At 35.9% G+C, this 22,478-nt stretch carries 16 protein-coding genes; 10 read left to right on the top strand and 6 right to left on the bottom strand.

The features are described 5' to 3' along the window. The first annotated feature begins 471 nt into the window (after window positions 1-471). The 10 genes from C7Y47_RS03720 to opp4C all read left to right on the top strand — a co-directional run bounded on the left by C7Y47_RS03720 (window position 472) and on the right by opp4C (window position 13,295). A complete protein-coding gene (locus C7Y47_RS03720) occupies window positions 472-1,461 on the top strand; it encodes an ABC transporter ATP-binding protein (protein ID WP_142507631.1) in 990 nt (329 codons plus the stop codon). Between the two features lies 1 nt (window position 1,462). Beyond that, the gene (locus C7Y47_RS03715; RefSeq protein WP_142507523.1) at window positions 1,463-2,407 is read left to right on the top strand and encodes an ATP-binding cassette domain-containing protein; all 945 of its coding nucleotides are present in this window, start codon (window positions 1,463-1,465) and stop codon (window positions 2,405-2,407) included. Window positions 2,408-2,409: 2 nt separating this feature from the next. After that, window positions 2,410-3,372 carry an oligopeptide ABC transporter permease gene (gene opp4B, locus C7Y47_RS03710; protein ID WP_142507522.1) on the top strand — a complete coding sequence of 321 codons (963 nt, stop codon included), beginning with the start codon at window positions 2,410-2,412 and terminating at the stop codon, window positions 3,370-3,372. Window positions 3,373-3,398: 26 nt separating this feature from the next. Further along, the gene (locus tag C7Y47_RS03705) at window positions 3,399-4,301 is read left to right on the top strand and encodes an ABC transporter permease (RefSeq protein WP_142507521.1); all 903 of its coding nucleotides are present in this window, start codon (window positions 3,399-3,401) and stop codon (window positions 4,299-4,301) included. A 13-nt stretch (window positions 4,302-4,314) separates the two neighbouring features. Next, window positions 4,315-6,108, top strand: a complete 1,794-nt coding sequence (locus C7Y47_RS03700) for an oligopeptide ABC transporter substrate-binding protein (protein ID WP_142507520.1) — start codon at window positions 4,315-4,317, stop codon at window positions 6,106-6,108. Window positions 6,109-7,556: 1,448 nt separating this feature from the next. Then, a complete protein-coding gene (locus C7Y47_RS03695) occupies window positions 7,557-8,576 on the top strand; it encodes an ABC transporter ATP-binding protein (protein WP_142507519.1) in 1,020 nt (339 codons plus the stop codon). Further along, window positions 8,557-9,540, top strand: coding sequence for an ABC transporter ATP-binding protein (locus tag C7Y47_RS03690; RefSeq protein ID WP_142507518.1), 984 nt, complete (start codon window positions 8,557-8,559; stop codon window positions 9,538-9,540). The genes C7Y47_RS03695 and C7Y47_RS03690 overlap by 20 nt, the downstream gene beginning before the upstream one ends. Window positions 9,541-9,601: 61 nt before the next feature. Next, a complete protein-coding gene (gene opp4A, locus C7Y47_RS03685; protein ID WP_142507517.1) occupies window positions 9,602-11,326 on the top strand; it encodes an oligopeptide ABC transporter substrate-binding protein in 1,725 nt (574 codons plus the stop codon). A gap of 82 nt (window positions 11,327-11,408) precedes the next feature. After that, window positions 11,409-12,374, top strand: coding sequence for an oligopeptide ABC transporter permease (gene opp4B, locus C7Y47_RS03680; RefSeq protein ID WP_142507516.1), 966 nt, complete (start codon window positions 11,409-11,411; stop codon window positions 12,372-12,374). Between the two features lie 12 nt (window positions 12,375-12,386). After that, the gene (opp4C, locus tag C7Y47_RS03675; RefSeq protein WP_142507515.1) at window positions 12,387-13,295 is read left to right on the top strand and encodes an oligopeptide ABC transporter permease; all 909 of its coding nucleotides are present in this window, start codon (window positions 12,387-12,389) and stop codon (window positions 13,293-13,295) included. Window positions 13,296-13,447: 152 nt separating this feature from the next. Here the strand turns inward: opp4C and C7Y47_RS03670 are convergent, their stop codons facing one another. The 6 genes from C7Y47_RS03670 to C7Y47_RS03645 form a co-directional block, all read right to left on the bottom strand. Continuing rightward, the gene (locus C7Y47_RS03670; RefSeq protein ID WP_142507514.1) at window positions 13,448-14,374 is read right to left on the bottom strand and encodes an ABC transporter ATP-binding protein; all 927 of its coding nucleotides are present in this window, start codon (window positions 14,372-14,374) and stop codon (window positions 13,448-13,450) included. Next, on the bottom strand, window positions 14,367-15,422 hold the full coding sequence (locus C7Y47_RS03665) for an ABC transporter ATP-binding protein (protein WP_142507513.1): 1,056 nt from the start codon (window positions 15,420-15,422) through the stop codon (window positions 14,367-14,369). Before C7Y47_RS03665 ends, C7Y47_RS03670 begins: the two co-directional genes overlap by 8 nt. A 14-nt stretch (window positions 15,423-15,436) precedes the next feature. Beyond that, window positions 15,437-16,357 (bottom strand): ABC transporter permease, encoded by a 921-nt coding sequence (locus C7Y47_RS03660; protein ID WP_142507512.1) that lies wholly within the window; start codon window positions 16,355-16,357, stop codon window positions 15,437-15,439. Continuing rightward, window positions 16,357-17,286: an ABC transporter permease gene (locus C7Y47_RS03655; RefSeq protein ID WP_132357488.1), complete on the bottom strand. Its 930-nt coding sequence runs from the start codon at window positions 17,284-17,286 to the stop codon at window positions 16,357-16,359. The genes C7Y47_RS03660 and C7Y47_RS03655 overlap by 1 nt, the downstream gene beginning before the upstream one ends. 122 nt (window positions 17,287-17,408) lie before the next feature. Further along, entirely contained in the window at window positions 17,409-19,058 is a 1,650-nt protein-coding gene (locus C7Y47_RS03650) for a peptide ABC transporter substrate-binding protein (RefSeq protein WP_142507511.1), read from the bottom strand. Window positions 19,059-20,280: 1,222 nt separating this feature from the next. Continuing rightward, the gene (locus tag C7Y47_RS03645; RefSeq protein ID WP_142507510.1) at window positions 20,281-21,978 is read right to left on the bottom strand and encodes an Rqc2 family fibronectin-binding protein; all 1,698 of its coding nucleotides are present in this window, start codon (window positions 21,976-21,978) and stop codon (window positions 20,281-20,283) included. Window positions 21,979-22,478 lie beyond the last annotated feature (500 nt).

The following is a 22,478-nucleotide window of genomic DNA, read 5'->3' as shown; positions in this document are numbered from 1 at the left end:
TTAATATTTAACCATTATTTTACATTAATTATTTTATTAAAATAATACAATGTTGAGATATGAAATAATAAATAATGAAAAATTGTAAACTCGATTTCTAATGATTTTGATGATGATGTAAAGTCGAAATTGTATTTATTTTTACAATAATTTAAAAATGTACTTGATTTAGTATATTATTTCTAGATAAAATGATGATACAATTAATTGTCAGATAATTCTTTTGTTGGAATAATAGTTCGGGAATGAGAGTGATTATTAATGACAACAATTTATTTGAAATTAAGATGTAAATTATATTCAAGGATGAAACTGTTTTGATTTTTCCGAAAATTGAAATACGCGGTAAAGGAAATATTAAGTAAACCGTTATAAACAAAAGCAAATTCATTTAAATTGAATATGGTGTTAGTAAGTTGGTTTTTTCTTTTGATTTGATAGGGAGGTAATCGTGTGACAAATAATCATGAAATGATTATTGAGATTAATAATTTACGTACAAGCTTTCGGCGAGCAGATGAATATTTCGCTGCAGTAGATGGTGTTGATTTGCGCATTCGAAAAAATGAGGTGCTTGCAATTGTAGGTGAGTCAGGTTGTGGTAAAAGTACTTTAGCTACATCAATTGTTGGGTTACATAATCCTATCAACACAAAAATTGAAGGTGAAATATTATATAAAGGTCAGAATTTGGTAGATATAACGGAGCAGCAATATACTCAGTTACGCGGTAGTGATTTCGGTTTTATTTTCCAAGATCCACTGGCTGCATTGAATCCGTTAAAGAGAATCGGTTTCCAAATTGAAGAACCGCTTATATACCATACGGATTTAAATGAAACACAACGCCGTGAGCGTGCAATGGAGTTATTACAGCAAGTAGGTATACATAACCCGGAACGTATTTATAAGCAATATCCGCATGAATTATCAGGTGGTATGCGGCAACGCGTAATGATAGCGACAGCAATTGCATGTAAGCCACCTCTTATTATAGCAGATGAACCAACGACGGCATTAGATGTAACGATTCAAGCGCAAATACTAGATTTATTAAAAGAATTACAAATAGAAACTGAGTCAGGCATTTTGTTAATTACCCATGACTTAGGTGTAGTAGCTGAAGTAGCAGATCGTGTTGCAGTCATGTATGCTGGACAAATTGTCGAAGAAGCACCAGTTATTGAATTATTTAAAAATCCTAAACATCCATATACACGTTCGTTACTGAACTCTATTCCTCAATCCCATAAGGTAAATGAAAAGTTAGAGGTTATTCATGGTATGGTTCCTTCATTATTTAATTTGCCACGTGGAGGTTGTCGCTTTGCAGCACGTATTCCATGGATTGACGAAAGCGCCCATGAGGAAAATCCAATATTACATGAGGTTGGACCAGAACATTTTGTTCGTTGTACGTGTTGGAAAGACTTTCACTTTAAGAAGGATGGGGGAAAATAATATGAGCTTTATGCAAATTAATGATTTATGCGTACATTATCCTATCCGTGGTGGTTTCTTCAATACCATTGTAGATCATGTTTATGCGGTAGATGGCATTACTATGGAGTTTGAAAGAGGAAAAACTTATGGTCTTGTTGGAGAATCAGGTTGTGGTAAATCGACAACAGGTAAGGCAATTATTGGTTTAGAGAAAGTGACATCTGGTCAAATAATCTATGAAGGACAAGATGTAACGAAAATGCGTCGTAGCGGTAATTCAGGATTTAATCGTGACGTACAAATGATTTTCCAAGATTCTCATTCCAGTATGAATCCAAGAAAACGTATACGTGATGTTATTGCAGAGCCTATTCGAAATTTCCTGCGTTTAAGTGAAGAGGAAGAACGAAAACGAATTAACGAGCTTTTGGCGATTGTTGGCATGCAAGAGGATGCCCAATATAAATATCCACATGAATTTTCTGGTGGTCAAAAGCAACGATTGGGTATTGCACGTGCTATGGCATGTCGCCCCAAATTAATTATTGCAGATGAACCTGTTTCTGCTCTTGATTTATCTGTACAAGCGCAGGTTTTAAACTTTATGCAAGATATACAAGAGGAATTTGGCGTAACATACTTATTCATTTCACATGACTTAGGTGTTGTAAAGCATATGTGTGATGAAATCAATATTATGTACCGAGGACGCTTCGTGGAAAAAGGACAAAGAGCAGATATATATAATGATCCACGTCATATTTATACACACCGTTTATTATCTGCCATTCCAGATATTGAGCCTGAAACACGTGTAGAACGTAAGCAAGAGCGTTTGAAAGTAAGTCAGTATTATAAAGAAAATCAGCATAAATTTTTTGATAAAGACGGAAAAGTTTATCCTTTACAATCAATTTCAGATACACATGCTGTTGCATTGGCGTCGATTGAAGGAGGAATGTGATTATGTGGAAAACGGTTCTTCGAAGAGTCATCATCATGGTTCCACAAATTATTATTTTAAGTATGTTAGTGTTTATCATTGCTAAGCTAATGCCAGGCGATCCATTTACAGGTTTAATGGGACCAGAGACAGATCCTAACCGTATTGAAGAGTTACGCGAAGCAGCAGGCTTAAACGACCCATGGTATCAACAATATGCCAGATGGGTGTCAAATGCAGTACATGGCGACTTAGGTAAAAGCTACACATATCAACGCAGTGTAACATCACTTATTGGTGAACGAGCGCTCAATACTTTCTACTTATCATTAGTTGCAATGATCCTAACTTATTTAATCGCTATTCCATTAGGACTTTTAGCAGGTCGTTATCAAGATTCTCGATTAGACCGTGGAATCGTGTTTTATAACTTTTTAAGTATGGCAATACCGCCGTTCGTGTTTGGTTTAATTTTAATTTATGTATTCGGCTATAAATTAGGCTGGGTTCCAACATCAGGTTCAGTAGATGTATTAACCGAAAAAGGTACTTTTTCTTACTATTGGGATAAACTGTATCATATTATTACACCTGCTATTACGATGGCGGTTTTGGGGACGTATACAATCATTCAATATTTACGTTCAGAAATTATTGATTCTAAAAACCAAGACTATGTTAAAACAGCACGTAGTAAAGGTTTACCTATGAATAAAGTATATACACGACACATTTTCCGTAATTCATTAATTCCGATTGCGGCGGGTCTTGGGTTCACTATTACAGGTTTACTAGGCGGAACAATCTTTATTGAAACAATCTTTAGTTATCCAGGTATGGGAGAACTATTCATGTCTTCGATTGCGAGTCGTGACTATAGTGTAATTACAGCACTTATTGTGTTGTATGGTTTCTTGGGGTTACTTGGAAGTATGTTATCAGACATTATTTTAAGCATTGTAGACCCACGAATTCGTATCGACTAACTTGCAAAGAATAGAGGTGACTTTACATGGATAAAACAGAAGAGAAAAAATTAGAAGAACAACATCGCCCAGCTGTAGGTTTCCAAGTTGTTTGGCGCGAGTTTAAAAAAGATAAATTAGCGATGTTTTCATTAATATTTTTAACATTATTAATAGCGGCAGTGTTTATTGCTAGTTTTATTATTGATGTAGACGAAATAATGAAAGTTAAATTACTAGGTCGCTTTGCGGAGCCGGGTGCTGATGGATATATTTTAGGTGCAGATGACGCAGGGCGCGATATTTTTGGACAATTAATTATCGGAGCGAAAAACTCTTTAATTATTGCTATATGTATTACGATTATTGCAGCAGTTATCGGTATCGTTATCGGTTTAATCACTGGCTATTACGCAGGTAAAGTTGACCTTGCTATTATGCGAATTATGGATTTCATTATGATTTTACCTAGTTTTATGATTACGATTGCCATTGTTTCAACGCTAGAGAAATATTCACCGATCCACATCGTTATCTTATTAAGTATGTTTGCTTGGATTGGGAAGGCAAGGTTAATACGTAGTAAAACATTAACTGAGGCTCGTCGAGATTATGTAAGTGCTTCAAAAACGATGGGTACAAGTGATTTTAAAATTATGTTTAGAGAGGTTTTACCAAACTTAAGCTCTATTATTATCGTTAACTTAACATTAAGTCTAGCGGGTAATATGGGTGCTGAAACCGGGCTTTCATTTTTAGGGTATGGCTTACCACCTTCAACACCAAGTTTAGGTACTCTAGTAAGCTATGCAAGAGATCCTGAGATTTTAGTAGATAAATGGTGGATTTGGTTACCTGCAGCATTATTTATTTTAGTAATGATGCTTGGTATAAATTATGTTGGTCAAGCGTTACGACGTGCGGCTGACTCAAGACAACGATTAGGTTAAGGAGGAAGGGTAAATGAAGAAAAAGAGTTATGTTCTTTTAACTTTACTATTGACACTAGTTTTAGCACTAGCGGCATGTAGTGGAGGAGGCAAAGAATCTTCAAAGGATGATAAGGATTCTGGTAAGAAAACAGCATCTCGTAGTTTTCCAATGGAAGTAGAGAATGAAGGAGAACCAATAAAAGGTGGCGTTTTACAAGTAGCTTTACCAAGTCCATCACCGTTCAAAGGTATTTTCTTACAAGAACTTTACACAGATAGCAATGACTCATCAATTTTGAAGTTTGCTAGTAATACACTTTTTGAAAATGACGGTGACTTCCAAGTAACAGATACAGGACTTGCAACTCTGAAGGTCGACGCAGATGCAAAAAAAGCAACTGTAAAAATACGTGAAAATGTAAAATGGTCAGATGAACAGCCTTTTACAATCGACGATGTTATTTTCCCTTATGAAATTATCGGTCACCCTGATTATGAAGGCGTTCGTTATGACGATGATTTCAAAAATATTATTGGTGCTGAAGAGTACCATGATAAGAAAGCTGATACAATTTCAGGTTTAAAACGAGTAGATGATTATACATTAGAAATTTCATTTAAATCAATTTCACCAGCAATTTACAGCAGTGGTGATGGATTATGGGGATATGCTGCACCAAAACATCAATTGAAAGATATTCCAGTGAAAAAAATGATAAGCTCTGATGCGGTGCGTGTAAATCCAGTAACTTTAGGGCCTTTCAAGTTCGATAAAATTGTTAATGGTGAGTCTGTGAAATTCGTTAAAAACGAAAATTACTGGAAGGGTGAACCTAAACTCGACGGTGTAGTAGTAAAAGTCGTTTCACCAGAAACATTACCGAAGGCATTAAATTCAGGAACTTATGACATAGCAGTTGATGGTTTCCCAGGTTCAAAGATTACACAAATTGAAAATTCTAAGAACTTATCAATTTTATCGCGTCCTCGATTAGGTTATAGCTATTTGAGCTTTAAGCTAGGTAAATTTGATAAAGCAAAAGGAATTAATATAACAGATAAAAATGCAAAGTTAAGCGATCCAAAATTACGTCAAGCATTAGCTTATGCAATCGATGTAGAAGGGGTAAACGAAAATTTAGGCAATGGTATTAATACACGTGCGACAACGTTAATTCCTCCGGCATTTGCATCATTCCATACAAAAGATATGCCAGGCTTCACTCATGATAAGAAAAAGGCGCAACAATTATTAGATGAAGCAGGCTATAAAGATGTGGACGGCGATGGCATTCGTGAAGACAAAGATGGTAAACCATTTACAATCAAATTAGGTGCACAAGGTGGTACTGAGGTTCTAGAATCTACGATTGAATACTACCGCCAAAACTGGAAAGAAGTCGGTATCAATGTTGAATTAGCTTCTGGCCGTCTAATGGAGTTTAACTCATTTAGTGATAAACTTAAAAAAGATGACCCTGAAATTGAAATGTTCTTTGGTGCTTGGGGTACAGGAACAAATCCATCTCCAAAAGGATTATATGGTGAGGGTGCATTATTCAACTACTCACGTTTTGTATCACCTGAATTAACTGCAATTTTAGATGATATTGATTCTAAAGAATCTTTAGATATAAATCATCGAAAAGAAGCATTCCGAAAGTTTGAAGAGTATATGTTTGAACAAGCTACAACAATTCCAACTGTAGCAATTACTGAGATCGTTCCAGTTAATAAACGTGTAAAAAACTATAATGTTGACTATGCAAATGAAACTCAATATCAAGATATCGAGTTAACTGCTGATGCTCCATTAAAAAACTAATAGCAAAATAGTTAAGTGTGAGAGTGTAAAAATGTAGGCAAATCCCTTAAAAGGAATTGCCTACATTTTTTTGCGTTTATTTAACTTCTTTCAGTAATTATTTTCTGTAGCGAAAGTGCAGCGTCAGCTACAGAAGCCTCCCACCTCTATAGGCGGTGAGATGAATGCGGGTTTAAATTATTTTTCAACGTGTGTCCGCACGATCAAAGGAAACAGGTCTGTTTCAAAGTGTAGGACCGTACATTAACTAAAATGGGCAAGAAAAAGCATTCGTTGCGATATCACATTATTGCTTTGGTTAATTACATAATGCGACAATAAGGAGCAATTTAGTCAAATCAAAGTCCCCTTGCAGCTTGTCATTCATCAAATTAAAACACAATCCATAATTATTATCTAATTTTATGTCGAGAAATTAATTTATTTTTTACAAAAAAATAAGTAGATGTCCGTAACAAATAGTTGAATTAAATTATTTGTCCTCTATAATAATTCTTGCTTTAAGAGGTTGATGTGTTAATAGAAAAAATTATTTATTAATAATTATTAGGGAAAAGATAGTTCATCACCAAAAGGTGTGGATGACTTTTGTTAAAATGTCTACTAAGTAAATAGTTGATTGGAGTGGAGACTGGGCGACTTCTCGGGGATCAGCAATAGAGGAACGAAGGCTAAAAGCATCACATCCTGTGATAACGCCTTCGTGACCAACATCGTGTTGGCCCGAGACTCTGTAGCGCAATCGGACATCCTCAGGAAAGTGCCCAGTCGGAATGGAAATCAGCCACACGTTATGGTAATCAGCTAAAATTCATCTAAAAACAGAATCCGAATAAATGTAGGATTTATGAGGAAAAGTACAAGGGATAAATGAATATTTGCTATATTGTAATAATAAAAAAGTAATGCTTTAAACCGATAAAGTGGGAAGTCAACAAAATACTCATTGAAGAAAAATACAAATTTATTGAGTGAAATTGGAATAGTTGTATGGATTAATTTGTATATAAGAATATAAGGAATGTAAAAATTCACTTGATTAAACATGTTATTTCTAGCTAAAATGATATTACACTTAATTATCAGAATATTATTTCATTTGGGACTTATCTTAAAATTCTTTACAAAGAAGAGATTGATATTCTTTTATTTTGATGATTTTTATATTGAAATGATTTTGAAATAAGTTTATCTGATTTTTTCGGGCTATTAATTCAACGCCTTTTAGCAATTGTTTTCTGTAGCGAAAGCAAAGCGTCAGCTCAGAAGTCGCTGTGGTATTACCGAAAGGATCGGCATCGTATCGCACTCATACAGGCCTAAGCACAAAGTCGATGAATTTTTAAAAGGAATTTTTATGTAAAAAGGATAGTACTTAACACGCGGCATCTAACTTACTACATTGCAACAGTAGTTAAGTAAAAACTCTTAAAAGGTGTGATGTAAAAATGAGCTTAATGTTAGAAGTGAAAAACCTTAAAGCTGGTTTTGATATAGACGGGGAGCTATATCATGCTGTTGATGATGTTTCATTTTCAGTTAAATCTGGTCAGATCGTTGGAGTAGTTGGTGAATCAGGCTGTGGAAAAAGTGTAATGTCTCTTTCTATTATGCAATTACTTCCAAAAGGAGTTGGTAAAATCACGGGAGGTGAAATAAGATTCCACGGGAAAAACATAGAGAATTATTCGAACGACGAGATGAATAAAATTAGAGGAAATGATATTAGTATGATTTTCCAGGAACCTATGACATCCTTAAATCCTGTTTTTACTATAGGCTCACAAATTGAAGAGATTATGCTTAATCATAGTAAAATGTCTAAGGTTGAGGCTAGAAGTAAGGCGATTGGTTTATTAAAACAGGTTGGCATTCCAAGAGCTGAAAAAATTGTGAATGAATACCCTCATCAATTGTCTGGTGGTATGAGGCAAAGAGTAATGATCGCTATCGCTATTGCTTGTCAGCCTAGACTTTTAATAGCGGATGAACCAACTACTGCACTTGATGTAACAGTGCAGGCCCAAATACTAGATTTATTGAAAAGTATTCAGGGTAAAAATAACATGTCTATTGTACTGATTACTCACGATTTAGGTGTAGTTGCGGAAATATGTGATGAAGTAATTATTATGTATGCTGGAAAGATCGTAGAACGGACAACTGTTGATAACTTGTTTTACAATCCCAAACACCCATATACCAAACTCTTAATGGCATCGATTCCGAGAATAGATACAGAAGTAAATGAGTTAGCTACTATTAAAGGCATTGTACCATCTTTAAAAAATATGCCTCAAGTAGGCTGCCGTTTTGTTGATAGATGTCCATCGGCGATGTTTGAATGTAGTAATGTTACGCCACAACTTACTTTCGTAGATGATAATCATGAAGTCTCTTGTTTACTTTTTGAAGGCTGTAATTCTAGAAAGGGTGTGGGCAGACAATATGAATCAAACTACAAATAATAAAGAAAATTTATTGGAGCTAATTAATTTAAAAACCTATTACCCGATTAAAGGTGGATTATTCAAACATACGATTGGACATGTTAAAGCAGTTGATAATATTTCTTTTTCAATAAAAAATGGTGAAACATTAGGGTTAGTAGGCGAATCTGGCTGTGGAAAGTCAACAACAGGTCGTACGATTTTAAGATTGTTAGACGCAACCGAAGGAAAAATTATTTTTAATGGTCATGATATTACAACATTGCAAGGGAAATTATTAAGAGAAATAAGGAAAGATATCCAAATGGTGTTTCAAGATCCATATGCATCATTAAATCCTATGCAAATGGTAGGTAGTATCATAGCTGAACCAATTATGAATTATCATAAAAAACCACTTAAATCATTAAAAAATGAAGTGATGGAGCTTTTACAAAAAGTTGGTTTACCCGAAGATGCATATTACAAATATGCACATGAATTTTCGGGAGGACAGCGTCAACGGATTGGTATTGCTAGAGCACTTGCACTTAAACCAAAACTAATTATAGCGGATGAACCAGTTTCAGCATTAGATGTCTCTGTGCAATCTCAGGTGCTTAATTTGCTAAAAGAGTTACAGGATGAGTTTGACTTAACATTTTTATTTATTGCTCATGATTTAAGTGTTGTAAAACATATGAGTGATCGAATCGGTGTGATGTATTTAGGAAACATTGTGGAAATTGCAGATAAAGAACATATTTATGATGAACCACTTCATCCGTATACACAAGCGTTAATCTCTGCCATTCCGGTACCTGATCCAAGGAAAAAGAGTAGCCGTATCGTATTAGAGGGGGATATCCCTAGTCCGGCTAATCCTCCTCAGGGGTGCCCCTTCCATCCACGTTGTCCAAAGGTAATGGCAGAGTGTTCATTATCTAAACCAACCTTAAAGGAGGTGAAGCGAGGGCATAGAGTTGCATGCCATTTGTATTAAAAAATAATAAGAAAATCGTGTGTTAATTATTTTCAAAATAAAATTCACGGGGGGATAAACAATGAAAAAATCAGCATTATGGGCTTTCATGCTAATGCTAGTAACAGCTTTGTTTTTAGCAGCGTGTAATAGCGATAACTCGACAACTGACAAAGATAAGGAAAAAGATAAAGGTGATTCCACAAAGACTAGTGAGACAGCAAAAAATAAGGTTGTAACTTTCGGTACTGACCAAGCGCCTGAAGGTGTATTTGACCCAGCATTTAATGGAAGTATTGTAGATAGTTATATTCAAAATTTCATAATGGATGGTATTTATGATGTAAATGATAACTTAGAATATGTTCCTAATTTAGCAACTTGGGAAATTAGTGAGGATAAATTAACTTATACGTTCACCTTTAAGAAAGGTGTAAAATGGCACAATGGTGAGGAGTTAACAGTTGATGACTGGGTATTTGCATTAGAGACAATAGCTAATAAGGATTACGATGGCCCACGATTCAATTATGTTGAAAATATTAAAGGGGCAAAAGCAAAAAAAGCAGGGAAAGCTGACAAAATCGAAGGGATCGAAGTCGTTGATCCATATACTGTGAAAATTACTTTTGACAAAGTGAAAGTTAATAATTTAGAAAATCTTTGGTCTTATCCAATGCCAAAGAAACATTATGAAGGTATTGCTGTTAAAGATTTAAGCGAGTCGAAACAAGTTCGTGAAAATCCTGTTGGCGTAGGGCCGTTTAAAGTGAAAAAGGTTGTAGACGGTGAATATTCTGAATTAGAGCGTTTTGATGATTACTGGAAGGGCAAGCCGCAGCTTGATGGGGTGATTGTAAAAGTAATTGACCCATCATTGGCAGCTGGTGCGTTCCAAAACGGAGAAATTGACATTATGGATATTAGACCACAAGCTGTGAAAGAATTGTCAGCATTGAAAAATGTACGTATTGAAGAAACGAATGGTGTAAGTTACTCATATATCGGTCTTCGTTTTGGTCATCGTGATAAAGCTACTCTTAAAAATGTAGCAGATTTTGATAAGTTTAAATCAAAAGAATTGCGCCAAGCACTATTATACGCAATTAACCGTCCAGCAATGATCGATGCTTTCTTAGAAGGAAAAGCTATAGTTGCAAATACTGTGATTCCAAGTGCTTTCTGGACTGCTGCAGAGGAATCTGACTTAAATCAATATGCATACAATTCAGAAAAGGCTAAAGAGCTTCTTAAGTCTGCAGGTTATGTAGATATTAATGGTGATGGCTTTGTAGAAGATCCTAAAGGGAAGCCATTTAAAATTTTATTTGGTCACTATGCTGGTCCTGCTGCCTTTGAGGGTCGCTCTCAAGCGATTATTCAAGCTTGGAATGATATCGGAGTGAAAACAGAACAAGCAACTGGTACTTTAATCGAGTTTAACTTATATAATGATATGAAAAAAAATGATGATGCTGCATTAGAAGCATTCTTCGGTACTTGGAGTACAGGTGCAGATCCTGACCCATCTGGATTATGGGGGAACGATGCAGAATGGAACTTCGGTCGCTATATAGATGCTAAGAACCAAAAATTATTAGATAAAGGCTTAAGTGAAGAAGCATTTGACAAAGATAAGCGTAAGCAAACTTATGTGGAATGGCAAAAATACTTCAATGAAGAATTACCAGCCCTACCATTATGGGAAGCCTTAGATTTATATGGCATTAATAATCGACTACAAGGTGTTCATATTAACGCTGTTGGTTTCCAAACAGATGTCTATAAATGGTATGTTAAGGAATAAATTGTAAACTGTTAAGCCTACTAACTAGGCCTACTTCATGAATTGGGCCTAGTTAGTAAATTTCTAGATAAGGAGACGTCACATGCTTCAATACACACTTCGAAGATTTCTCGGCATGATTCCATTGTTACTCCTTATTTCTGTGGTGGTGTTCTTTTTAGCGAAAATGATGCCAGGAGATCCATTTGCTGGTGAAATCAATCCTTCTAATACGAATCCACAATACATTGAAGAAATGAGAGAAAAATTAGGCTATAATGACCCGATTATCGTGCAATATGGTAGATGGGTCAGTAAATTTATACAAGGGGATTTCGGGAAATCTACAGTTTATAAAAAACCGGCTGCAGAGATTATTGCTCAGCGAATACCAAATACAATATTTTTAGCGTTAACATCATTAGTTTTTACGTACTTTTTTGCATTTCTTATGGGAATGTATGCAGGAAGAAAACCTTATACACTCGGAGATAATTTAATTGCAACTTATAATTATTTAGCTTTAGCCATTCCATCATTTGTTGCAGGGATTGTTGCTATTTATTTCTTTTCCTTTAAGCTAGGATGGTTTCCTTTCAGTGGTTCCGTAGGTGTAGGCATAGGGGAAGGAACTTGGGCGTACTACATGAGTAGGATGCACCATGTTTTGTTACCTGCACTTATTTTAGGATTAATGGGAACGGCGTCCTATACACAATTTCTACGAAATGACATTATTGAAAATAGTAGGAAGGATTTTGTAAGAACAGCGAGAGCAAAGGGAACAAAAGAGTCGAAAATATATAACAAACATATTTTACGGAATTCTATTATTCCAATAATTACGTATCTAGGTTTTGATATTGCCACATTAATTAGTGGTGCGGTAATAACAGAAACCATCTTTACTTATCCGGGAATAGGCGCACTCTTCTTAGAATCTGTTGGACGTAGAGATTATGCGGTCATGATGTCGATAACAATGTTACTTTCGTTTTTAACACTTTTTGGAAATTTAGTAGCGGATATATTATATGGTGTGGTAGATCCGCGTATTAGACTAGATTAAGGAGGGGAAAATATGACATTGGTAACTGATCAAGAAGTTTTATCGCCAAAGACACCGAAAAAAAGCCCCTCGCCATGGGTGATAGCGAGACGAAAGTTTGTTAAAAATAAATTAGCGATGATTAGTCTAATTTTTTTACTAATAGTTATTGTTGTATCGTTTTTAGCTCCTTATATTACAACAAAAGATATTGTACGTGTCGACTTTATGAAAATTAGTCTACCTCCATCAAGCGAGCATTGGTTAGGAACAGATACGAATGGACGAGATGTTTTTACTAGAATGCTCTACGCTGGTAGATCATCTTTAACAGTTGGATTAGGCTGTATGATTTTTATTGTAATGATCGGAACAGCTGTTGGCGCTATTTCAGGGTATTTTGGAGGAAAAATAGATCAAACGTTAATGCGATTTACTGACTTTGTATTAATGTTTCCATTTTTAGTTTTCTGTATTGTTTTAAATACTATACTTTCAGGAAAAATATCTGGTCTATGGACATTAATAATTGTTATTTCACTTTTAATGTGGGGAAGCGTTGCAAGGATAGTACGAAGTAGGGTTTTAACTGAAAAGGAAAATGAGTATATATTAGCTGCTCAGTCAATTGGCTGTAAACCATCAAAAATAATCATTAAGCACTTATTGCCTAACGTTGCATCGACGATTATTGTACAGGCAACATTATTGATGGCGGTAACAATTGTTGCAGAATCTAGTTTAAGTTTTTTAGGCCTTGGGGTTCCGGCTGATACACCTAGCTGGGGCAATATGCTATTTGAGGCTAGAAACTCAGATGTACTAAAGGATAAGCTTTGGATGTGGGTACCACCTGCAACGGCTATTACTCTAGTTATTTTGTCTATCAACTTTATTGGAGAAGGATTAAAAGATGCTTTAAATCCAAAATCAAGAAGGTAATAGATAAGCTGGATTTGTTATAGAAGAAAATAAAGCACCTTTAAAAGTAATAAATTCACTTTTAAAGGTGTTAAATTTTCATTTACATGAATGGCGAATAAAAAAAGATGAAAATCCATCCAGTAATAAATAATGGATGGATTTATAAGTTTTTATCGATTAGCAATCCAAGTTTTCATAAGGTCTGCAGTACCATAAACGTAATGCTGATCGCCAACTTCGTGGTATGTTGCGCTATCGTCAACCTCTGTATGCTTGTACGGAATACGTTGTCGGCGTTTTTCTGACATTGGGTCAGGAAGTGGGATCGCAGATAATAATGATTTTGTATACGGATGAACAGGGTGATTGTATATATCATCTGCTTTACCGATTTCCATGATTTTACCACGGTACATAACAGCGATACGGTCACTGATATACTTAACCATTGATAAGTCATGGGCAATGAAAAGATATGTTAAGCCACGTTCTTTTTGCAGTTGTTTTAATAAGTTTACAACTTGCGCTTGAATCGAAACATCAAGTGCAGAAATAGGTTCATCGGCGATAATAAACTTAGGATCTAAGCTTAGCGCACGAGCAATTCCAATACGTTGACGTTGACCTCCAGAGAATTCATGAGCATAACGGTTTGCGTGCTCTTTGTTTAAGCCAACAGCCTCTAACAGTTGATTTACTTTTTCACGGCGCTCTTTTTTATCTTTGTAAAGACCGTGAATTTTAAAGCCTTCACTAATGATTTCTCCAGCTGTCATACGCGGGTTTAATGAAGCGTATGGATCTTGGAAAATCATTTGCATTTGACGATTAAATTTCTTTAATTCATTTTTGTTTTTTTTCCCATGGACGTTCTCGCCATCGAAAATAATTTCCCCATCTGTAATGTCGTACAGGCGAATAATGGAACGCCCAGTTGTTGATTTACCACAGCCTGATTCTCCTACAAGACCGAGTGTTTCACCTTCGTAGACATCGAAGCTAATACCGTCAACTGCTTTAATAGGGTTACTTGCTGAACCGAAATGCTGCTTTAAATTTTTAATTTCAAGAACTTTTTTTGCGCCTGATTTAGTCATTTGATTGTGCCTCCTTTGCTAAATATCCTTCAATACGTTTAGCAACCTCATCTGGAAGCGGAATTTTTGGTGCATCAGGATGCATCAACCAAGTTTTTGCAAAGTGCGTTTCACTTACTTGGAACATCGGTGGCTCTTGCTCATAGTCAATAGCCATTGCAAATTCATTACGAGCGGCAAACGCATCGCCCTTTGGAGGGTGAATAAGATCTGGTGGTGAACCAGGAATTGTGCGTAATAGCTCATCCGTATCGTTATCTAAGTCAGGCATTGAACCAAGTAGACCCCATGTATATGGATGCTTAGGGTTATAGAAAATATCATTAACAGTACCATATTCAACGATTTGTCCGGCATACATAACTGCAACTCGGTCAGCAACGTTTGCCACGACACCTAAATCGTGAGTAATGAAAATGATCGATGTTTTCGAATTTTTTTGAATTTCTTTCATTAGCTCTAAAATTTGCGCTTGAATGGTAACGTCTAAAGCTGTTGTTGGTTCATCGGCAATTAGAAGCTTAGGATCAGCTGCGAGTGCGATAGCAATAACAACACGTTGACGCATACCGCCTGAAAACTCATGCGGGTATTGATTATAACGTTTTTCAGGGAAGGGGATACCTACCTGTGTTAAAAGCTCGATTGCACGTTTTTTAGCATCAGCTTTTGATACTTTTTTATGTTGTAAAATAACTTCAGTTATTTGACGTCCGACCTTCATCGTCGGGTTTAAGCTTGTCATTGGATCTTGGAAAATCATTGCAATTTCATTTCCGCGTATTTTTGACATTTCCTTATCACTTAAAGGCACTAAATCACGACCGTTAAATAAAATTTGTCCTGACTCATAAATACCAGGTGGCTGTGGAATTAGTTTCATTAATGCGTTACTCGTAACACTCTTACCAGAACCGGATTCACCAACGATTGCTAGTGTTTCACCTTCTTTTAAGTCAAAGTTTACACCACGAACAGCGTGAACTAGTCCTGCATACGTTTTAAAGTTTATTTTTAAATCTTTTACTTCTAAAATGGTTTTACTCATATTCGGCCACCTCCTTATTTACGTAGTTTTGGATCTAATGCATCACGTAAGCCGTCACCAACTGCGTTAAACGCAAAGATTGTTAGTGAAATGAACAGTGCAGGGAATATTAAACGCCAAGGAGCATTGGCAATCGCGCCATTTCCATCAGATGCCATTGTTCCCCAAGAGGCTTGTGGGGCAGGAACCCCAAGTCCTAAATAACTAAGGAAAGACTCAGTAAAAATAGCAGTTGGCACTGTTAATGTCATGGATACTAAAATCGCACCAAGTGCATTTGGCACTAAATGTTTGATAATTAAATGTCCTGTTCTTGCGCCCAATGTACGAGCCGCTAAAACATACTCTTGATTTTTAATAGATAATACTTCACCACGTACAATACGGGCCATATTGATCCAACCTGTAATGGATAATGCAATAATCATTGGAAAAATACCTTGTTCTAATACTACTAAAAGTACGATTACTACTAAAAGGTAAGGTACTGCTGTTAAAACATCGGCAATACGCATCATAATATTGTCAACACGACCGCCTGCTAAACCAGAAATACTTCCCCATAATACACCAATGATCAAGTCTATGATTGCCGCAGCAAACCCGATGAATAAAGAAATACGAGCGCCAGCCCATATGCGAACGAAAATATCTCGACCCAAATCATCTGTACCAAACCAAAATTCTGATGATGGTGGGGCATTAAAAGCACCTAATTGATCGCTATAGTGGTATTGTGAAAACATTGGTACAAAGGTAGCCATTAAAACAATAATTATTAAAGCAATTAAGCCAAAAATGGCCATTTTATTATGGGAAAAACGGATAAATACTTCCTTCCAAAAAGAGACAGATTTATCAGTTAATTTTTCGGTTGCTTCATGATTTCCGCCAACAATTTTAAATTTATCTTTTTCGATTTGTTGCTGTGTCATTACTTTTTCGCTCCTTTCAGTCTAATTCGCGGATCGATCACGCTATATAAAATATCTACGATGAATACCGCAAATAAAAGAATGATTGCGTAGAACACGGTTGTCCCCATAATAACAGTATAATCACGGTTCGTAATACTTTGCACAAAGTGCTTACCTAATCCAGGAACCGCAAAAATTGACTCTACAATGAAGCTACCTGTAACAACAGCAGCTGTTAATGGACCTAAATAAGTAACGACTGGTAAGAGGGCGTTTCGTAAAGTATGGCGGAAGACGATTGTCCATTTACCTATACCTTTTGCACGAGCCATTTTTACGTAATCACTATTATTTTGATCGAGCATACTTGAACGTACTAGTTTAGCAATAAAGCCCATATGCGATAATGCAATAGCTAAGGCTGGCAATATACTATAAGCAAAGCCTTTCCATCCACTTATTGGGAATAATTGGAGCTTGTATGCAAGGAAATACTGCATAAGTCCAGCTAATATAAAAGATGGAACGGAAATTCCGAGCACCGCAAAGGTCGTTGCCAAATAATCTGGCCACCTATTATGATAAAGCGCAGCAATTACACCGATTAATACACCAAATCCAATTGCTAGCAGCATCGCTTCAATTCCTAAAGTTAATGATACAGGGAAGCCTTCTGCAATCATATCATTTGTAGAACGCGCTTTATATTTCATAGATTCACCGAAATTAAAAGTGGCCGCATCGATTAAATAATCTTTGTACTGAATATACCAAGGGTTATTTAATCCATACGTTTCGTTTAACTTTGCCTCTATTTGAGGAGGTAAATTACGTTCAGATGCAAATGGGTTACCAGGAGCAAGACGCAATAGGAAAAACGTAGCCGTTACGATGACGAAAAGCGCGAGAAGTATATACATCAGCCTTTTCAAAATATATTTAATCACATAAAACTCCTCCTTCTATTTGTCAATTTTCTGACAAATAAGTGCCTTCGTATTTTAAAAAGAGCTGACTCGCGCCGCAGTGGCTACGAGGCAGCTCTCCGCTTAGAGCTTAAAAGAAATTATTATTTAATCTTTACGTATTTAAGGTGAATATCACCAGTTGGATTTGGATCTAAGTTTTCAATACCTTTTTTAACTACTGACAAGTTAGTGTAGTAGTAAATAGGTGCAACTGGGAATTCTGTCATAATAATTGCTTCGGCTTGTTTTAAATAATCAAGACGTTTAGCTTCGTCAACCTCAGCAACTGCTTTGTCCAATAATTTTTTGTACTCAGCATTTTCCCAGCCTGTTTGGTTGTTACCATTTTTAGCTGTATCGAACTGTTCAAGGAATGTATATGGATCAAGATAATCAGCTACCCAGCCCATACGACCAATTTGATAGTCACCAGTTTTTAATTTGTCAATATAAACTTGCCATTCTGAGTTATCTAACTGAGATGAAATACCAAGTTTTTTGCTCCATTCTTCTTGAATATATTGAGCGATTGCTGCATGCGCTTCAGAAGTGTTGAATGAAATATTCACTTTAATATCTTTAGCGTCTTTAATACCAAGTTCTTTCATCCCTGCTTCAAGAGCAGCTTTTGCTGCAGCAACATCATTATCTTTGAAGTAACCACGGTCTTCTGTAAAGTTAGGAACTGCTACCGGAATCATACCTGTAGCCGGTTTTTGTTCACCTTTAGTTACGTTGTCAATTAATTTTTGACGATCGATTGCTAGAGCAAGAGCTTTACGGATATTTGCATTGTTCATAATTTTGTCTTTTGTATTGAATTTATACCAATAAATACTTGCTTGGTCCTTGATTCTTAAAGAACCATCTTTTTTGAAGCCATCAATTGCATTAAGATCTACTGTTTGGAATGGTGCACCAATATAGTCAAGCGAGCCAGATTTAAAGTTAGTAGCAACAGTTGGTTCTTTTTCAATCATAGCAATATTTACAGTATCAACATCAACATTTGAAGCATCCCAATAATCTTCAAATTTTGTAAGAGTGATAGAAGCGTCATGTTGCCAATCGCTTAATTTATAAGGACCATTTGTTACGTAATTTTCACCTGCGTCTGCGTACCATTGTTTATTAGCTTCAGTCACTTTTTTGTTAACTGGTAAATAAGTTTTGAATCCTGTTAATTCTAGGAAATACGGAGTTGGGTTTTCTAAAGTTACGACTAAAGTTTTGTCATCTTCAGCTTTGACACCAACGTCATCAGCAGAACCGCCATTTTGGTGGTAAGCTTGAGCCCCTTTAATTGGGTAGAAAATAGAAGAATACGCAGAAAGGTTATCTGGATTTAATGCCCATTTCCAAGCATATTCGAAGTCGCCAGCTACAACTGTATCGCCATTTGACCATTTTGCATCACGTAAATGGAAAGTGTAAGTCTTTTTATCAGGACTGATTTCCCACTTTTCAGCCATACCTGGAGTAGGCTTACCTTCAGCGTCTGACACAGTTAGACCCTCAAAAACATTAATTAAGATTGCACTAGATGTAGTATCCTCTGCAAGTCCTGGGTTTAAAGATGGTGGTTCTGAAGTAATTGCTAAGTTAAGCTCTTTAGCTTTTGAACCAGAATCTTTACTGCCGTCTGAAGATGAAGAATTATCAGACTTTTCACCACCGAAGCCACATGCAGCCAGTACTAATGAGAATACTGCAAGGACAGTTAATAATAAAAACTTTTTGTTTTTATTCATGTAAATCCCCCTTATACAATTTTAAGCCTTCTATGAAGCTCTTATTTAATATACCAAAAAAATCATTGTGTACAAAATAAAAAATATTCCAATTTGTATAGTATTATCTGACATTTTTGAAGATAATAACTTTTTCTGATTCACCACTCTAAATCGAGAAAGCGCTTACATGATAAAAAAATGATATTTATTTGGTGTATACATCAAAAATGGAATAAAAATAAAAAAGTAACATACTATATCGAAAATTCTTATTGTTCAGATAACACTATTGTTATTTGAAAAATGAGTCTAAAGTCATGCGTGGGATATTTAAGATATTTGTGTAGATTTGTAGAAAATAATTGTAAAAAAGAGTGATTTAGATTCCTAGAAACGTATTTTTTGTAATTTATTTTCTCGAAGAATGAATATTTTTATCTATTAATGATATATAAGAAACTTGTTTTGTATTTATCTAAGATTAACCAGTATAAAAGAGAAGAAAGAAAAATTAGAGTAAAATGTGCCTCTCTTAAAGAATAAATATCGGGTATTTAGTAAAATATGTTTTTTTGAAATAATTTACACATTACTTGAATATACAATGCTGTATAAAAACAATGCATAGAATTAATTATATAAATGTAGGATTTTGCATGCAATAAATGGAAAAACACGTTTATTTTTGATGTTGTTTTATGGAGAAATTCAATTGTCTTGCTTAGGAGGAAAGCTCCTACATAAAGTTACTATCCGTTATGTAGCTAGAACTTAAAGAGCAGAAATATAATGCGCATCTTTGCATGGTCTATTTTACCATATATCAATAACTAATTGGTAGTCTTCCTGAAAATAAACAGTTAAGTTGCGATTAACGGTCGTTAAAGGCTAACGTTTTCTTAGGCGTGTGAAGGATTATTAGCCCGTATATGAGGGTAGTCTCCTAACTATGGTAGCGTTGCACGTACGCTTTCGATGAAAGAAATGCTCTGCTTAAATGAATCAATTATGCCGAGGCAGCTTTTCATCTCTATGATAAGCTCACCATAGAGATAACGAGTCGTATCTCCACAACATACTGAATTACGATTAAATCTAATAATTCAAGAGTTTGTCTACAGTTTGAGAGGCTAGGAAGATACAATAAAAAATAACATTAGTAAAGCGCGAGAAATCAACATTTCTAAAATGGATTTCTCGCGCTTTTTAGGTTTTAACCAGTTAGTCCCAGCTTCAATCTTTAGGACTGTTTTTTTAGTTGTAAAATGACAGCTTCATCTGGATCGATGTATACAGTCTTTTGTTCAAAGTAAATAACAAACCCAGGTTTAGCGCCATTTGGCTTTTTTACCTGACGTATTTCTGTGTAATCTACTGGAACAGAGGAAGAGTCTCTTGCTTTTGAAAAATAGGCAGCAAGTGTTGCAGCTTCTCGTAATGTCGTTTCGTCAGGTTCACTTGTATGGATGACAACATGTGAGCCTGGAATATCCTTCGTATGCAACCAAATATCCGTGCGTTTAGCAATTTTAAATGTAAGCATGTCATTTTGTTTGTTATTTTTCCCAACAGAAATCGCTACGCCTGTTGAAGAGACGTAACGTTCAGGCTCAGGCTTCGCTTGTTTTTTCTTTTTTCGTGCATGACGTAATTTCAAATAACCTTGTTCTGCTAATTCTTCGCGAATTTCTTCAATATCTCCAGGAGCAGCTTGTTGTACTTGCTGAGCAAGCATTTCGAAATAGGCAATTTCTTCTTTCGTTTTTTCTAACTGTTCTTGAACCATAATAAGGGCATTTTTTGCCTTTGTATATTTTGTGTAATAGCTTTGAGCATTTTCAACAGGTGTTTTACGTTCACTCACTGGAATGGTGATTTCTTCATCTCCAGTGTCACTATAATAGTTAGTGACAGTTACTTCCTTTTCACCTTTTTCGAACGCGTAAATATTTGCCATCAGTAATTCTCCATATAATTGGAACTGATCTAGCTTAGATGCGCGTTCGTAGTCTTTATTCAACTTTTTAGTTTTTAAGATAAGTTTGTCAATTTCATTTTGTAGCCATCGCTCCAAATCACCAGCCTGCTGTTTGACACGATCACGCTCAGCTCGAGCAAAGAATACACGGTCAAGTAGCTCATGGACATTTGGATAAATCGTTACATCTCCTTGCAAATGTGTTAGCGCGATTGGTGAGAAGTACGTTTTATTATTTACGTTTACATACATCGGCTTTGTTCCGCCATTATTAAAGGAAGCAATAAAATGTTTAAAGCAATTTACACGATCATCTGTGTCTGTTAATCGGCATAATAATTCCTCAGCATGTATAGGCGAGAAACCAATAAATTGCGAAACTACTTCCTTAGCTGTTTTTGGTTCAGAGAAAAACAGTGTAAGCTGTTCGTCGGTTACTGCTAAAGGGTGCCACTTATTCTGTGCGGGCGGTGCGATATAAGGCTGACCAGGTAAAACTGTACGGAAACTATTCACGGAAGGTGGCAAATGCTTTAAGCTGTCGACTATTTTTCCCTGTTCTTTATCTATTAATAACAGGTTACTGTGACGGCCCATAATTTCAGCATGTAACTCCCGTACAATAGGGTCGCCTATTTCATTTTTACTTTCAATTTCTACTATTATAATTCGATCAAAATCGTGCTGTTTAATAGAAGAAATAAAACCACCCTCTAAATGCTTTCTCAACAGCATGCAAAACATAGGGGGCTCTGCTGGATTTTCTATAGATTGCTCAGTAAGGTGAACACGTGCGTAAGAAGGATGAATCGAATAAAGTAATTTATGATTACTGCCGTTCGCGCGGATATGTAGCACAACTTCCTGAGCGTTTGGTTGATGTATTTTAGTAATCCGACCTGTTACTAATTGTTGGAGGTCGGCTGTCATTGAATAAGTAAATAAGCCATCAAATGCCATCTGAATTCCTCTTTCCAAAGATATAAGCATCTTGGTACTTTCGTATTTATTATTTTTTTATGGTGCATTCTCATCACTTTGCTGGAGCACAAATGCACTTTATTTATGACTCATCGGCATAACGTGTGGTTGATTGCTGCGCTTTCCTGGGGGAGTCCGATGAGTCGCTTCACTCGCGCTGCTCGCTCCAGGGTCTCGAGCCAACAGATGTCAAAGGAAGTGATGGCTTTAGCCTTCGTTCCTCTATTGCTGATTCACAAGGAGCCGCCCAGTCTCCACGCCAATCAACTTCTAGACATGGCATGAATTTTAATACAAAGGTCATCCCTTCTTTTTTAATGAGTTTTTTCTTATGTTTATCATAGCATTTTTTAGGTGAATATTAAAATATAGCTTCGAATGTGGTAGAATTAGCTTTTGTTCTATTTTCATTTATTGGTTGTCCAACGACCTATCACAGCAACAAATGTTTTCTGTAGCGACAGCTACAATTTTGCTAA

The organism is Lysinibacillus sphaericus (assembly GCF_006864135.1).
Classification (GTDB): Bacteria; Bacillota; Bacilli; order Bacillales_A; family Planococcaceae; genus Lysinibacillus.
This window is presented reverse-complemented; position numbering and strand designations above follow the sequence as displayed.